This window comes from Sphingopyxis sp. TUF1 (genome assembly GCF_036687315.1).
In the GTDB taxonomy this organism is placed as follows: Bacteria; Pseudomonadota; Alphaproteobacteria; order Sphingomonadales; family Sphingomonadaceae; genus Sphingopyxis; species Sphingopyxis kveilinensis.
The window spans coordinates 2,243,852-2,259,589 of sequence record NZ_CP144683.1 but is presented as its reverse complement, the minus strand read 5'-3'; the positions used below and the strand labels follow the sequence as shown (position 1 = coordinate 2,259,589).

Here is a 15,738-nt window from a genome sequence, read left to right as displayed (position 1 = left end):
TGCATCGAGGACAATCGATATGCCTGCCACGGCCCCTCACCCACCCGCCCGCAAGGACAGGCAGCGCCTGCTGACCAGCTGCGCGATCGCCGCGGGCCTCGCCGCGCTGGCCCATGGCGGCGCGGCCTTGGCACAGGTCGCCGGCAACGGCAGCTTCGCATCGGGCGCGGGCACGATCGGCAACGACTCCGGCACCAACACGACGACCGTCAATGTCGGAACGAGCGAGAGCGTCATCAACTGGGTGCCGACCGACACCGCGCCCACCGGCGGCGCAATCGACGTCCTGCCGGCGGGCGAAAATCTCGATTTCATCGGCACCGGCGACTATACGGTCCTCAACCGCTTCGTCGATGGATCGGGCGGCGCGCTCAGCCGCCAGATCGCGCTCAACGGCACGGTAAACGCCTATGTCGGCAGCACGAGCGGCCCGCGCGGCGGCAATATCTGGTTCTATAACGCCGGGGGCATATTGATCGGCGCCAGCGGCGTCCTCAACGTCGGCAGCCTGCTGCTCACATCGAACGACATCGACACAACCGGCGGACTGTTCGGGCCCGGCGGCACGATCCGCCTCGCCGGCGCGTCGGGAAGCACGTCCGCCATCACCGTCAACGGCGCAATCAACGCGGGGTATGACGACGCGCCAGGCAGCGCCTATGTCGCGCTGGTCGCGCCGCGCATTGTCCAGGCGGGCAATGTGCGCGTCGATGGCTCGGCCGCCTATGTTGCCGCCGAAGCCGCGAATATCCGCATCAACGGCGGCCTTTTCGATATCGACGTCACCGTCGGCGCAGAGGGCGGTACGGTCATCACCCACACCGGCACGACCACCGGTCCCGCGCACCTCGACACCAACGGCAACCAAAGTCGCGTCTATATGGTCGCGATACCCAAGAATGACGCGGTCACGATGCTCGTCGGCGGCGCGATCGGCTATGACGACGCCATTTCGGCGCAGATCGATCCCGATGGCGCGGTGCGGCTGTCGGCGGGCTTCGACATCGTCGGGGGCGAACTGGCGTTCGACCCGGAAAACGCCACTGCCGCAAACATCGCCGCCGCCGACACGCTTTTCCGCAGCGACACGATCGCGCGCGCCAGCGGCACCTTCACCGCCGCCCCGACGCAGACGATCCCCGGATCGCCGCCGCCGCTGTCATCCGCCGGCCAGTTCTTTGTCGAGGGCAATGGCAGCTTCACCGGCGATGCGGGCGCCTCGCTGACCATCGGCGCGGGTCAACTGGCCGGGGCATCGGGCGATTTCACGCTCGATGCCAGCAATGGCGGCGCGAACGGCAGCGCAGCGCTGACGGTGAATGGCGGCAGCTTCGCCGCCGGCAGCCTCGCCTTGATCGCGTCGGGTGCGGTCGACGCGGCCACGGGCGACATCTCCGGCGGCACCGCCAGCCTGACGATCACCGGCGGTACGCTGTCGGCATCGACCGTCAGTGTCGAAGCGAACGGCCTTGCCGAGGGCGGCATCGGAACGACCAGTGCGGCCGGGACCGGCGGCACCGCCAGCTTTTCGCAGAGCGGGGGCACCGTTTCGGTCGGCGACCTCAGCGTCACGGCCGACGGGGCGGGCGGCATCGTCGATGGCCAGTCGGGGCTGGGAACGGGCGGCAGCGCAACCATCGACATCAGCGGCGGGACACTCACCGTATCCGACATCACGGCCAGCGCCAGCGGCGAAGGCGGCGTCGGATCGTCGGGCAACGACGAAAATCCGCTGAACATCATCCCCGGCGGGCTGGGCGGCCAGGGACGCGGCGGAACAGCGACGATCAACATTTCCGGCACCGCAGTCGTCGATGCGACGGCCATTCAGGCGAGCGCGATCGGGACCGGCGGGCGCGGCGGCGAATTTTTCAATTTCTCCAGCTTCGGCGGCGTGCCCGGCACGCCCGGCAACGGTGCCGAGGGGGTCGGCGGCAATGCCGCGATCAACGTGGCCGGCGGAACCACCGCAGCCAGCAGCATGGTTGCCGACGCGTCGGGAATCGGCGGCGACGGCGGCGGCAGCTTCTTTTCGAGCAGCAGCGGCGGCGCGACGGGCGTCGGCGTCGGCGGCACCGGCGGCACCGGCCGCGGCGGGACGGCGACGATCGCGCTGGAAGCGGCCATTCCCGATGTCATCTCGGCAAGCAGCATCGCCACCGGGACGGGCGGCGATGGCGGCACCCATAATGTCGGCGGCGCCGGCGGCGACGGCTTTGGCGGCGTCGCGCAGACAATTGTCACCGGTTTCGAAGCGGGCGAACTAGCGGTCACGATCGATTCAACGGGGACCGGCGGCAACGGCGGCAATGCCAACGATGGCGACGGTGGCAGCGGCGGCAATGGCACCGGCGGCACCTCGCGCCTGCAGGCGGTGGGTGCGGGCGCCGGCGTGACTGCACTCGAGACTAATTTCGTCACCGACGGTGTCGGCGGTAATGGCGGTTCGGGCGGGCTGGGTTTCGGTTCCTTTCCGACAATCGCACCCGACGGCGGTGATGGCGGCAATGGTGTCGGCGGCACGCTGGAAATCGCTGCGAACGACGGCGCGGCGGTCACGCTCGGCCTCGGCAGCGGGTCCAGCATCGCTCTCGGCAGCACCGGACGCGGCGGCGCAGGTGGGACCGGCGAGAACAGCGTGTTCGGCAGCGGCAACCAGGCGGGCAATGGCGGCGACGGCGGTACCGGCAGCGGCGGGACGGTTCGCCTCGTCGCCGCAGGCGGCACCATCGGGTCAGGCGGCGAGGCCGTCGATTTTACCGCGAACGGCGTCGCGGGCGAAGGCGGCAGCGGCGGTATCGGCCAGGGCGGCGGCACCGATGGCGCACTTGGCGCCATGGGGATCACCGCGGGCGGCCGCGTCGAGATCGGGGCGGACAGCGGCACGGCCGCTGGCGGACAGATCGACCTCGGGCCGACGACGATCGATGCCAGCGGCGATACAGCAGGGCGGGTCGAGCTGCGCGTGAACGGCGGCGACATCAATTTCGCGGGCCTCAGCGCGCAGGCGTTCGGCCTCGCCGCGCCGACGAATAACGACACCGCAACTGCATCGACGGGAATCTTCGTGTCCGTAGCGGGCGGCACGATCGCCGGCCAGGGCGATGTCGCGCTCACCACCGACGGGTCGATCGGCGTCTATGGCGCGTCGAACGGCAGCTTTGACGTCGATGGATCGCTGACGCTCGACGCGGGCGACCAGATCGACCTGCGCCACGACAACCGCGTCGGCACCGCGCCAACGCTGAGCGCGAGCAATCTGGCAATGGCCGCGGTGACTAGCATCAGCGGCGCGGCAGGCAGCCTCGCTGCCGCCGACGGCGCGCTGTCGCTGGCGGTTTCAGGCCCGACCGGCACGATCGCGGTCGACGGGCTTGCGGGGGGCAATATCGCCATCTCCAGCCCCGGCGCCGCGACGGTCGAACATGCCGAGGCGGCGGGTGATTTCATCGCGAATGTCGGCAGTTTGGCCACCGGGCTCAATTCGATCATCACAGGGGGCAATATCGACATCTCCGCGTCCGGCGCAGTCGATCTCGGCAACTCAACCGCAGGCGGTTTTGTTCAGGTGTCGGGGCAGTCGATCGCCTTCAACAGCATCGACGCCGGGCTGACCGTCAACCTGTCGGCGATCGACGGCATCATCGGCGGCGCGGTCAACGCGGGCGGCGACATTACGATGTTCGCAGGCAGCGTCGCGCTGACCGGCCCCGTTACGGGCGACGCCTCTTTCTTCGCGTTCGGAATCGATGGCGCGGTGTCGGTGGACGACGCCGATGTCGCGGGCACGATTTCAATCTTCGCCGCCAACGATCTGACGGGCAATTTCGTCGCGGGCGGCGACATCTTCCTCAATTCCGACGCCAATATCGCCGCATCGGCCGTCGCAAACGGCGGCTATGTCGATCCGAACGGCATCGGCACCGCGGGCAATCTGTTCGTCATCGCCGCAGGCGACGCCAGTCTGACGTCCAGTGCGGCCGCGCGCATGTTCGGCGTCAGCGCGGACGGCGCCGCGTCGATCAACGGCGGTACCGCAGGCGAGGATATGCTTGTCCTCGCGGGCACCACCGCCAGCCTCGCCAATAGTACCGCAGGCGACGATGTCACGGTTCAGGCGGCGGGCAATATCACCGCCGACGGCGTCGCTGCCACCGGCACGGGCGCCGACACGCATGTCCTTGGCTTCTCGAACACGTCGGGCAGTCCGATCTTTACCATCACCGCGCAAGCCGCCGACGGCGCCGACGTCGTCATTGAGTCCACGACCGCCGCGATCGACGGCACCTCTATTGCGGGGCAGGATGTCACACTGACCGGCGCGACCGGCATCGGCGTCGATCAGGTGACCGCGCTCGGCGCGACCAGCCTCGACAGCAGCGACGGCAATATCCGGATCGGCGCGCTCTTTGCGTTGGGACCGATCGACGCCAGCGCCAACGCGATCCGCATCGAAAGCGGCGGCGACATGGCCTTTCAGACGCTGACCACCGATGTCGGCGACGCCTTCGTTCGCGCGAGCGGCGACCTGTCGCTCGCCAGCGGCAGCGTCGCGGGCACCGCCGATCTCGCCACGCAGGGTACGGCGATGACGATCACCGCGCTGACCGCCGCCAATGCGACCCTCGCCGGCAATGGCGGCGTCCTCAATCTCGACACGGTGACCGTCGCGGGCGACCTCGGCGCCAGCGCGCTGTCGTCGCTCGGCATCACCGGCATCGTCACGGGGCAGGCGATTTCGCTCGCCTCCGCCGACATCGTGATCGGCTCCGCGGGGCGTGTTGGCACCGCGGGCGTCACCACGGCCTTGTCAGTCGCGAACAACGACGACGGCAACCAGACCTTCATCGGCGGCGCGCCAGGCGGCAGCGTTGCCGGCTACCATCTCGACGCGGACGAACTCACCCGCCTTTACAGCGCCCAGATAGAGGTCTTCGCGCCCGAAGTGGCTTCCGCAGGCAGCAGCTCGGTCGGCTCGGCCGCGCCGCCCGACGTCATTATCGACAGCTTCACGCTTGCGGGCGGCAGCGCCGGATCCACCCTCGGCGCCAATGGCGCGCTGACGATCCGCACCCCGGGCAAGATGCGCGTGATCGGCAATGTCGAACTCACCGGGCTGACCGATACCAATGCGCTGAACCTCGTCGCCACCGACGCGCTTGAGGTCATCCTGGGCCAAGGCAGCGTCCGCCTCGTCAACGGAACCGCGGCGGCGGGGCAACTCAATCTGGTGTCCGACGACATCATCGTCGCGACCGCTGAAGCGATCGCCGACGTTGGCGCGGCGACGACGACCGATGCGATCAACACGCGACTGGCCGAGAATGACGGCGTCGTCCTCGACGAAGGCGCGCTCTTCGCACGCGGCATCCGTGCCGAGGTCGTCGGCGGCTTCTATGTCCAGAACAGCGGCACCGGGACCGAACTGAGCCAGCGCCGCGGACTGACCTTTGGCACGGGCGGGCTCGATGTCGTGACCGCGGGTCCGTCGCGCATCGTCATCAACGGGGTCCATCTGGGGCCGAGCGGCCAGGTCACGGGGCTTGAGGCGCTCCAGCTGGTGACCGTCAATGGCGTCGCGCCCGCCCCCGGCGCCTATGACCCGCGATCGACGGTCAACGGCTGCCTCCTCTCCAGCCCCACGGTCTGCACGACGATCAGCTTCGACGGCGACGGCGGCTTCCCGGTGCAGGATGTGATCGAGGAAGAGATTGAGGCCGACGAAGACGGCCCCGGCGAGGGCAATAGTCTGCCGCAGGCGCTCATCACGATGCGCGACGTCGATCCGCTCAGCGGCGAGCCACTTGTCGATGATCCGGTGACCGGTGCGGGCAACGACGATCTCTGGACCCCGCCTGCCGAGTGAGCCGCCTTTCGGTTGACGGAGCGACTGCGCACGGGGCATGGGCGCGGATATGACCGACGCCCCTGCCCCGTCCCCCCTCAGGTTGTTCAACAGCCTGACGCGCCAGCTGGAAGAATTCCGGCCCGTCCACCCCGGCGAGGCCCGCGTCTACAGCTGCGGGCCGACGGTCTACAACTATCCGCACATCGGCAATATGCGCGCCTATGTCTTTGCCGACACGCTGGGGCGGACGCTGTCGTTCAAGGGTTATAAGCTCACCCATGTCATCAACATCACCGACGTCGGTCATCTGACCGACGACGCCGATGCGGGCGAGGACAAGCTGGAAAAGGCCGCGGCCGAGAAGGCCCAGTCGATCTGGGACATCGCGCGCCATTATACCGAGGCCTATTGGGCCGACGTCAAGGCGCTGAACATCCGCCAACCCGCGCACTGGTCGATCGCCACCGATTACGTCCCGCAGATGATCGAGTTCGCCAAAGCGATCGCCGACAAGCATTGCTATGAGCTGGACAGCGGCCTCTATTTCGACACCGCGACCGTCACCGACTACGGCCGCCTCGCGCGCCACAGCACCGACGAGGGCGAAAGCCGCATCGACCCCGTCGACGGCAAACGTCATCCCGCCGACTTCGCCATCTGGCGCAAAACCCCGCCGGGCGAGACGCGCCAGATGGAATGGGACAGCCCATGGGGTAAGGGCGCACCCGGCTGGCACCTCGAATGCTCGGTGATGTCCGAAGCCCTGCTGGGCTTCCCCTTCGACATCCACACCGGCGGCATCGACCACCGCGAGATTCATCACCCGAATGAAATCGCGCAAAACCAGGCGCATAGCTGCTCGACCGACAGCGGCGCGCGCGTCTGGATGCACAATAATTTCCTCGTCGAACGCTCGGGCAAGATGTCAAAATCGAGCGGCGAGTTTCTGCGCGTGCAACTGCTGATCGACAAGGGCTACCACCCCCTCGCCTATCGCCTGATGTGCCTTCAGGCGCATTATCGCAGCGAGCTGGAATTCTCGTGGGAGGGACTGGGCGCGGCGCTGACGCGGCTCAAACGAATGGTGATGACGGTCGAAAAGTTCGGAGAGGATCGGACGACAGCCAGCGCCTATCTTCCGTCCGAAGGCACGATCGCACGAGGATATTACGACAGCTTCGATAGAGCACTTTCGGAAGATCTCAACACGCCGACCGCTTTGACCGGGCTTGAACAGATGCTGGGCGACAAGCGGTTAGCAGTCGGCGCCAAAGCCGACCTACTGCTTACGTTCGAATCTGTTCTTGGCTTAAATCTGCTTGAGCTCATCCGCGCAGAACTCCGCATCCGCCCCAAATCAGCCACCATCACCGAAGCCGAAATCGAAGCCACCCTAACCCGCCGCAAGGAAGCCCGCGCGGCCAAGGATTTCGCCACCTCCGACAAACTTCGCGACGAACTCATCGCCGCGGGCGTCGAGGTGATGGACGGTGACCCGCTCGGCTGGGACTGGCGGCTGGACAATTAAGTCCCCCTCCCGCTTGCGGGAGGGGTTAGGGGAGGGCATGTAAGTTCAACCCGTTGCGCAATTGGACAGGCCCTCCCCCGGCCCCTCCCGCAAGCGGGAGGGGAGAAAAATGACCAAAACCGTCACCGTCCTGTCGGGCCTTATCCGCCCCCTCGTGGAAAACCGCCTTCCCGACTGGGTCGAGCCGCGCTTTTTCCAGTCGAAAGACGAAGCCCTCGAACTCGCACCCGCGGCGGAAATCGGCTGGTTCGACATGTATGACAAGAAGGACATGGCCGCGGTCATCACCGCGGCGACGCAGCTCAAATGGCTGAGCTCGATCTACGCGGGGGTCGACGGGATGCCACTCGACCTGCTCGCCGAACGCGGCACCGTCGTCACCAACGGCGCGGGGATCAACGCGATCACCATCGCCGAATATGTCGTGATGGGGATGCTCACCGTCGCCAAAGGATACCGCGAGGTCGTGCGTGCGCAGGAGCGGCGCGAGTGGCTGATCGATTCGCCCGGCAAGGTCGAACTGTTCGGGTCGAAGGCGCTGCTGCTGGGCTATGGCGCGATCGGCAAGCTGATCGAGGAACGGCTGAAGGCATTTGCGGTCGACGTCGCCGTGGTGCGCCGTTCGCCGGGCGAAAACACGCTGACCCCCGATCAGTGGCGCGCGCGGCTGAGCGATTTCGACTGGGTGATCCTCGCGGTGCCCGCAACCCCCGAAACCGACGGCATGATCGGCGCCGTCGAACTCGCCGCGATGAAGCCGACCGCGACGCTGATCAACATCGCGCGCGGCAGCGTCGTCGATCAGGACGCGCTCGTCGCGGCGCTCGATGCGCAACGTATTGCGGCTGCCTTCCTCGACGTGACCACCCCCGAACCGCTGCCCGCGGATGATCCGCTATGGAGCCTCGACAATGCGCATATCACCATGCACCTGTCGGGCCGCGCGCAGGACAAGATGTTTGTGCGGTCGGCAGAGCGGTTTCTGGAAAATTTGGAAAGGTGGCACAAGGGCGAGCCCGTCGAGCCGCGGGTGGATTTGACGCTGGGGTATTGAACCGCCGGCAGTCAAAATAACCCGTTTGCCCTGAGCTTGTCGAAGGGCCGTTCTTCCTTCTCGAACCGCAAGACGAAGGACGGTGCTTCGACAAGCTCAGCACAAACGGCTCAAAGGGATACGCTTCAAACGCGCGGTTGTTACCCCGGCCGCTCGGCCTTCAGCTCGCGCACCAGCGGCTGCAACCGCTCGTCATATTTCGCCAGCATCGTGTGCGCCCCCGCATTGTCGTAAAAACTCACCAGCTCGCGCCCGTTCCAGCGGTGGAGCGCATAGGCGGGGTCTTCGGCGACGATCATCGGGCGGTCGTCGGGATGATTCTCGTCGATCGGGCGGAGGTCGAGCGACACCTGCGGCGCGGTCGACGAGCAGATTGCGACGGTGCGCCCCTCCCACGCGACCGTCACGCTGCGATGGAGGTGGCCGCAGATCAGTCCGCGCACCTGGCTGTGCCCCCGCACAACATCGGTGAACGCTGTTACCCATGGTTCGTCGGGGTGGGTGTTCATCCACTCGATCCCGCTCTCGACCGGCGGATGGTGCATGACGATATAGGTCGGTTTGGCCGGGTCTTTCGCCAGTTCAGCGTCGAGCCACGCCGCACGGGGCGCGCAAAAGGCGCCGCCGTGGCGTCCCTCCTCCAGCGTGTCGACCGTCACCAGCCGGAGTTCGGGCAGGTCGATCGCATATTGGACAAAGCCGTTGCCGTCATCGAGCCCCGGAAAGCGCGCGTGGAAATTGTCGCGCAGGTCGTGATTGCCGACGCTCGGCCACACCGGAAAGGGGCAGCGCGAAAAGGCGGTGGCAAGGCGGCGATAGCTGTCGGCGTCGCCGCGGTCGGTGATGTCGCCGGTGGCGAGCAACAGGTCGGGGCGGTTCGGCCCCTCGATCAGCACGTCAAGCACCTCGTCGAGCCGCTTGCGATTATATTCGGCCGGATTGTCCGGATCGAACCCGATATGGATATCGGTGATCTGGGCGATCAGCATATCCGTCCCCTGCTGTCACCGGCTGGTCCCGGCCCGATAGTTCACCCGCCCCGCCTTGCCCCGTGCAAAACCGGTGTGCGCCAGGTCACACGATAAATGCCGCGCGTCGCGGCACCTGTGATCGCGCTCACACCCACCATAGCATCGGCGCGTTTATTTGTAATTGCCGCGCTGTTAACCTTCCGCTGACGGTTCGGCACCCACGGCTGGCCGCCGTCCGAATGATATTCGTGGCACATCGCGCAGGGCGATTCGGTCGCGGTTTCGACCTTCACCAGCCGCGCGCCGCTCTCGCCGACATGGCAGTCACGGCACTGGCGCAGCCCCGGCACGAGCAGGTCGGTCGAAATTTTCGACGCGGGCGCCGCGGTATGACAATCGGCGCACTCGGTCTCGCGGTGCGCATCATGGTCGAACCAGCCCTTTTGCAGGAAGCGCGGCGTCTGGTTCACCGCCGCGACGCGCCAATTGTTGCCGGATTGTGGTGCAAAGATGGTGTGGCAGTCGTAACAGGCGCCGCCTTTCGAGAACACCGCGCGCACTGCATCCTGCGCGCGGCTCGGCCGCACTGCCACCTCGTTGAAGTAGATGTTGTAAACCTGTCCCTCGGCATAGGCGCCGGGCCGCCGCCGCTGCATTCCGCCGAGCTGGAGCGGCCGCGACGGCGGAGTCGAGCGGTAATAGGCGGTAAGGTCCGCGACGACCTGATCGGGTTCGCCATGGCGCAGGGTTCGCGTCACTCCGCCGACGGTCTCGAACGCTAGGCTGTGGCACATCGCGCAGTCGCGCTCCATCTCGACCGGTTTCACGCGCACCCCGTCGGCCTCGACGCGGTGGCAATTCTCGCACTCCAGCTTTTGTCCGAAATCATAACGCCCGCGGAAACTCGCCGCCATGCGTGCGACGCCGCCGGTCGCTTGCAGATGCACGTCGTGCGGGAATTTGAGGCCGTTATAATCGACCGTCCCCTTACCCGGTGCCGCGCGCGCCAGCTTCGCGCCCGGCGCCGCGCGGACGAGCGGGCGGAACTCAGGGTGGCCGGCGCCGAAATCAGCCGCATCGGCCAGCATCGTCGGATGTCCCGCGCTTTTCAGCCGCCCCTGCATCCCGTCATGGCAATCGGCACAGAATTTCTGCGGCGTCGCCGCCATCGGCCCCGCCCCTTCATGCTCGGTATGGCAATCGACACAGCGCCCCTGCGGCCGGTTGAACGCCTCGCCGACATTGGCGAGGAATTTGTCGAAGCCGCCGTCGGGCGCGCGCGCCGCGAGCAGCATCGCGGTCGGCGCGTTGGCGTGCGCCATACTCATCGCTTTGTGCTCGCCGGTGTGGCAGCTGACACAGGCGGTGTCGGTGACCGCCACAAACGGTTCAACGTGGCACGACTGGCAATCATCCTTCAGGTTGGCGTGCGCACTCGACAGCGGGCCCGACAACCATGCGCTGTCGGCATGAAATCCCTCGGGTCGCTCGTTCACATTTTTATAGCTGTACCAAGCCCAGATCGGCCCAATCAGGAACGCCGCCAGCATCAGAGCGGCAAAAACCCACGCCCCCATCCGCTTGCTCAGCATCACACCCGCAAGCGAGAAAGCCTTGGCCTCGTCGACATCCTTCGACGATTGCGACAGCTCGTCGATGCGCTCGACGAGCAGGATGATCTTGTCGTCCTCGCGCACGATCGTCAGCCGGTGCCCGCCGAAACGCAGCTCGCCGCCCGCCGCGCTGTCGAGATCGGCGATATCGACGCTTCGGCCGTTGAAATCGAACCCCAGCCCTTCGAGCGCGGCGACGCGGACGTGGCGCCCGTCGCTGCTGCTGATCGTCGCATGATGCGGGTTTACCGCCAGATCGGCGACATGAATGGTGTTCGCGCTGTCGCGGCCGAGCGTGATCGTATCGCCAGGCAGCGCGAGGTCGCGGACAATCTGCTTGCCCGTCTTGGTCGTCGCGATGCGGCGCAGGATGAAGCTCATCGTCCCCGCCTCACCAATAGAAAAAGACGCTGATGATATGCGCCGACAGCGCCGCGATCAGCGCAAAAGTCAGCGGCACATGCACATAAAGCCAGATTTCGAGCAGCGCGCGCAGCCGCAGATGCGCGCGCAGCCGTGCCAGCGCCGCTTCCTTCTGCAACAACAGCTGGACGACCTTCGCGCGCGCATCGGCATCGCCGCCCTGCGATGTCGCCAGCGTGCGCCGCGCCGCGGCCGTCGCACAGGCGGGATAGCGCCCGCGCAGCCGCGCCCACGCGCCGCCCGCAAACGGATCCTGGTCGAGCGAGGCGAGCACCGCGGCGCTGTCCGCCGGGGTCAGCGGCTGCGCGGCGCTGTGCAGCTGCCGGTCGAACGCGCGGATCGCCTCGAGCATCTGCATCTGCGTCATCTGCTCGCGGTTGTTCGACAGCGCGGCGGGCAGGGTCGCATAAGCGATCACGCCGTATAGCCCCGACAGGATGACGAGCATCATCAGCACCCAGGCGAGGGTGTGGACGTTCCAGCCAAGCTGGAACCCCGTGTGCCAGGTGCCGATGACGATCAGGCCCAGGCCCAGATAGACGTGCGCAGAGGTCCACGCTTTCAGGGACCAGTGATCGTTTGTCATCTTGCGCTTGCGATAACCGAGTGCGGTCAGCCATAGGATGAGCAGCGCGCCGATCGTACCCAGCGTATAGCCGTACCAGCTGCCGCCATTGTGCCGCGGCGTCACGTCGACCAGCGCGTAAGAGAGAATGATGAGCAGGCACAGCCCGCCCGAAATCTTGGCCCAGCGAAAGCCTGCATAGCGCAGGAAACCTTCGTGCTGGCGCTCGCGCACCCGCTCGACCTGCGTCGCTTTCGAGCGGCGTCGCTGAAACAGGCTCGCCATCAGTCGGTCGCCTCGTCCAGCCGCGCGATCGACAGAAATTCCTCGGGCGACACGCGGATCGCAGCGCCGGTGGGGCAGGCGCGCACGCACGCCGGGCCGCCCGCGATGCCCTTGCACATGTCGCACTTCACCGCGATCTTCTTGGGCTTCTCGTCGCCCAATTGCTTCTTCGTCCATTTGGGCGACGGTTCACCCGGCCCCGGCCCCTTGCCGAGCAGCAGCCAGCTTAAAAGTCCCGGTTTGGGCGGCGGCGCCGCCTCCATGCGGATCACGCCATAGGGGCAGTTGCGCATACAATTGCCGCAGCCGATACAGCCCGGCTCCATGAACACCTCGCCGTCGGGCCCGCGGTGGATGACGTTCGGCGGGCAGTCAGCCATGCAATGCGGATGCTCGCAGTGGCGGCAGCTCGTCGGGACGTGCAGATGCGCGAAGGTCTTGCCCGCCTCGCGGTCGAGCCGCGACAGCCCTTCATGGCTGTCGGCGCACGCCTTTTCGCAATTGTCGCAGCCGACGCACAGATTCTCGTCGATCAGCAGCGCGTCGGTGGCCTCACCGAGCCCCTCCTTCATGATGAAGCTGGCGGTGTCCGAATAAAGATCGACCGCGCTCGAATAGCTGGCTTTGCGCGATTCGATAAAGCTGTTCATCGCCGCGCGCTCGGCCACCGCCGCCTCGGTCGCTTCGCGCACCTGCGGCCGCGCAGCGAGCATCTTGCGGAAGCTGTCGCCGGTCAGCTTGATCACTTCGCTGCCGACCGCCGCCTTCACCGTGGCGTTGCGCGGCTGTCCGCTCAGCACCCCCATTTCGCCGAAGAAGCTGCCCGCGGGCAGGTAGCGGAGGAAAATCGATTTACCGCCAATGTCCTTCTCGACCACCATCGAGCCCGACCGGATGACGTAAACATCGTCGCCCTGCTCGCCTTCGGTCAGCACGACCTTGCCAGCGGGCACGCGCTCGACCTCGGCCGCCTCGACCACCGGTGCCAGATCCTCGACCGTCAGCCCGCCCTTGAAGATTTGCAGCAGCTGGCGTTCGAGCGAGATGCGGTTGATCGCGCGCTTCGCCCCCGGCACTGCCGCCATCAGCTTGAGCGCCGCGGTGCGCGACACCTCGACGAAGATGCTGTCGGCGCCCGCGCGGATCGTCGCGCCGCGCTTGCGCCCCGAAATCAGCCCGACCTCGCCGAAAATCGATCCCTGCTCGATCGGCACGGTGACGTCCGGCGCGACCTCGACCTCGGCGTGGCCGTCGGCGATCGCGAACAGCGACGATCCCGGCTCGCCCTTTTCGAACACGACCTCGCCCTTGCGATAAAAAGCGACCTTCGAATCGAGCATGAACTCGCGCATCTGCAGCGGGGAAACATCGGCAAAGATGCTCACCCGCTCGCGCAGATAGTCGAGCCACTCGCTCACCGACTTTTGCTGCGGCAGGCCCGCAAAGATCGCCGCCAGATCCTTTTCGTCGGCGGGGGTCAGCGCCGTATTGCCGTTGATGAACTCGACGACGTCATAGCCCTGGTTCATACAATGCTTGATCAGCGGATAGCCTGCGAGCGCGCCGATCACGAAGATACCGGGCACTGTCGATTCAAAGGTCGGCGAGAGCTTGGGAAAAGCCTCGCGGTCGGGGCCGGTGAACTCGATCCCCATCGATTCGACAAAGGCGCGCGGCGCGACCGACCCCAGCCGCGCGACGATGACGTCGCACGGGATGCGCTCCTCGCCGTCGGGAGTGTCGAGCGTCAGCCAGCCGGGTTCGACCTTTTTCGGCTGCGTCTCGGTGCGGATCGACATCAGCCCGTTTTCGCCCGCCTCCATCATATCGGAGACATTCTTCGCCTTGGCGCGCGCGAAATCCTTCGATCGGTTCAGGATAGTGACGGTGTTTTCCAGCGCCTCCTCGGCCACCCCCAGCGCATTTTCGATCCCCGCGTCGCCCGATCCGACGACAGTGATATGCTTGTCCTTGAAATCCTCGGGATCGTCGACCTGATAGATGATGTGCGGCATGTCCGCGCCTTCGCAGCGCATCCGGTTCGGATTGCCCTGCGTGCCGATCGCCAGCACGATATTTTCGGCGTGAAAGACATCGCCCTTGGCGGTCCGGATCGCGAAAGCACCCTTCTCGCCCGTCACTTCGGCGACATCGGCGTGATATGCCACATTCACCTTGTTGTTCGCGGCGTCCTCGTCCCAATTGCCGAGGATATATTCGCGCGCGCCCTCCGCAAAGCGACAGTCGGATCGAAGGTCAAGCCGTTCGGGCGTCGCGAGTACGCGCTTGCCCTTCTGATATTTGAAGATGGTGTCGGAGAGGTGATCGGTCTTTTCGAGCAGGACATGGCTGAGGCCCAATTGCCCCGCGCGCGCCGCGGCGCTGAGACCCGCCGGCCCCGATCCGATGATCGCGACCTTAACCGCCTCGCTCATGCGCGCGCGCCATCGCGAACGGAACAATCATCCGCGATCAAGCCATCGGCGAACGCATGCTCGGGCATCCCACTCCCCCCAATCGCCCACCCCTGGGCGACCACCAACGCTGGATGCGACCCGGACTTATGTCCTGATGCGAAGCTATGCCCTTGAAAGCGGGAAAAGGTCAACCGGGCAGGCGGCAATTGCCTCTGCTGCGAGACGTTCGCAGCTAAGCGGTCAAGCCAGCTCGAACATCGCCGCAATCCGCTCCGACTGGCTCGGTTCGAACCGCGACCAACCGTCAGGCCCCAGCTTCTCGAGCGGGCGGAAGCGCGCCTTGTAAGCCATGCGCGCCGATCCCTCGATCCAGTAACCGAGATAGACGTACGGCAGCCCTGCCTTCGCCGCGCGCAGCACATGATCGGCGATGATATAGGTGCCCAGCCCCTCGCGCAGCGGATGATGCGCATCGAAGAAGCTGTAGATCATCGACAGCCCGTCGCCCTGCCGGTCGGTCAGGCAGCAGCCGACAAGCCGTCCCTTGCCACCGCCCACGACCGGCTCGCGATACTCGATCATGAAACTGTCGACCGGGGTCTGTTCGACCATGTCGGCGAAATCCTGCTCGTCCATGTCGGCCATCCCGCCATCGGGATGGCGTGAGGCGAGGTAGGAACGCAGCAACGCATATTGCTCCTCGGTCGCCCACGGCTTGCAAGCGGTGACGGCCAGGTCGGCGTTGCGGCGCAGCGTGCGCCTTTGCGAACTGCTCGGGGCGAACTCGCCGGCGCACACGCGCACCGACACGCACGCCGAACAATCGGCGCAGCTTGGACGATACGCAACCGACTGGCTGCGCCGGAAGCCGATGCGCCCGAGCGCATCGTTGAGCTCCGCCGCGTTGTTGCCGCTCAGTTCGGTGAACACCTTGCGCTCGGTCTTGCCCGCCAGATAGGGGCATGGCGCGGGGCTGGTGACGAAAAAGCGCGGAAAACGGAACGGTGCGGACACGCGAAATAACCCTCCGGACT

General features: G+C 66.2%; 8 protein-coding genes. 3 read left to right on the top strand and 5 right to left on the bottom strand.

Features of this window, described 5'->3' with window-relative positions:
* Positions 1-19: 19 nt before the first annotated feature.
* From VSX77_RS10690 to VSX77_RS10680, 3 genes are all read left to right on the top strand, one after another.
* The gene (locus tag VSX77_RS10690; protein ID WP_338424590.1) at positions 20-5,866 is read left to right on the top strand and encodes a beta strand repeat-containing protein; all 5,847 of its coding nucleotides are present in this window, start codon (positions 20-22) and stop codon (positions 5,864-5,866) included.
* 49 nt (positions 5,867-5,915) lie between these two features.
* Positions 5,916-7,376 (top strand): cysteine--tRNA ligase, encoded by a 1,461-nt coding sequence (cysS, locus tag VSX77_RS10685; RefSeq protein ID WP_338424589.1) that lies wholly within the window; start codon positions 5,916-5,918, stop codon positions 7,374-7,376.
* 109 nt (positions 7,377-7,485) lie between these two features.
* Entirely contained in the window at positions 7,486-8,430 is a 945-nt protein-coding gene (locus VSX77_RS10680; protein WP_338424588.1) for a D-2-hydroxyacid dehydrogenase, read from the top strand.
* A 140-nt stretch (positions 8,431-8,570) separates the two neighbouring features.
* Here the strand turns inward: VSX77_RS10680 and VSX77_RS10675 are convergent, their stop codons facing one another.
* The 5 genes from VSX77_RS10675 to VSX77_RS10655 form a co-directional block, all read right to left on the bottom strand.
* Entirely contained in the window at positions 8,571-9,419 is an 849-nt protein-coding gene (locus VSX77_RS10675; RefSeq protein ID WP_338424587.1) for a metallophosphoesterase, read from the bottom strand.
* 41 nt (positions 9,420-9,460) lie between these two features.
* Positions 9,461-11,395, bottom strand: coding sequence for a cytochrome c3 family protein (locus VSX77_RS10670; RefSeq protein ID WP_338424586.1), 1,935 nt, complete (start codon positions 11,393-11,395; stop codon positions 9,461-9,463).
* 10 nt (positions 11,396-11,405) lie between these two features.
* Positions 11,406-12,287, bottom strand: a complete 882-nt coding sequence (locus VSX77_RS10665; RefSeq protein WP_338424585.1) for a hypothetical protein — start codon at positions 12,285-12,287, stop codon at positions 11,406-11,408.
* Positions 12,287-14,722 (bottom strand): cyclic nucleotide-binding domain-containing protein, encoded by a 2,436-nt coding sequence (locus VSX77_RS10660; protein WP_338424584.1) that lies wholly within the window; start codon positions 14,720-14,722, stop codon positions 12,287-12,289. The genes VSX77_RS10665 and VSX77_RS10660 overlap by 1 nt, the downstream gene beginning before the upstream one ends.
* 222 nt (positions 14,723-14,944) lie before the next feature.
* Positions 14,945-15,718: an arginyltransferase gene (locus tag VSX77_RS10655; RefSeq protein ID WP_338424583.1), complete on the bottom strand. Its 774-nt coding sequence runs from the start codon at positions 15,716-15,718 to the stop codon at positions 14,945-14,947.
* Positions 15,719-15,738: the final 20 nt, after the last annotated feature.

Excerpts from the sequence above, each read along its gene's own strand:
- VSX77_RS10690 (WP_338424590.1), top strand. The coding sequence starts at position 20 with ATGCCTGCCACGGCCCCTCACCCACCCGCCCGCAAGGACAGGCAGCGC.
- cysS (WP_338424589.1), top strand. The coding sequence starts at position 5,916 with ATGACCGACGCCCCTGCCCCGTCCCCCCTCAGGTTGTTCAACAGCCTG.
- VSX77_RS10680 (WP_338424588.1), top strand. The coding sequence starts at position 7,486 with ATGACCAAAACCGTCACCGTCCTGTCGGGCCTTATCCGCCCCCTCGTG.
- VSX77_RS10675 (WP_338424587.1), bottom strand. The coding sequence starts at position 9,419 with ATGCTGATCGCCCAGATCACCGATATCCATATCGGGTTCGATCCGGAC.
- VSX77_RS10670 (WP_338424586.1), bottom strand. The coding sequence starts at position 11,395 with ATGAGCTTCATCCTGCGCCGCATCGCGACGACCAAGACGGGCAAGCAG.
- VSX77_RS10665 (WP_338424585.1), bottom strand. The coding sequence starts at position 12,287 with ATGGCGAGCCTGTTTCAGCGACGCCGCTCGAAAGCGACGCAGGTCGAG.
- VSX77_RS10660 (WP_338424584.1), bottom strand. The coding sequence starts at position 14,722 with ATGAGCGAGGCGGTTAAGGTCGCGATCATCGGATCGGGGCCGGCGGGT.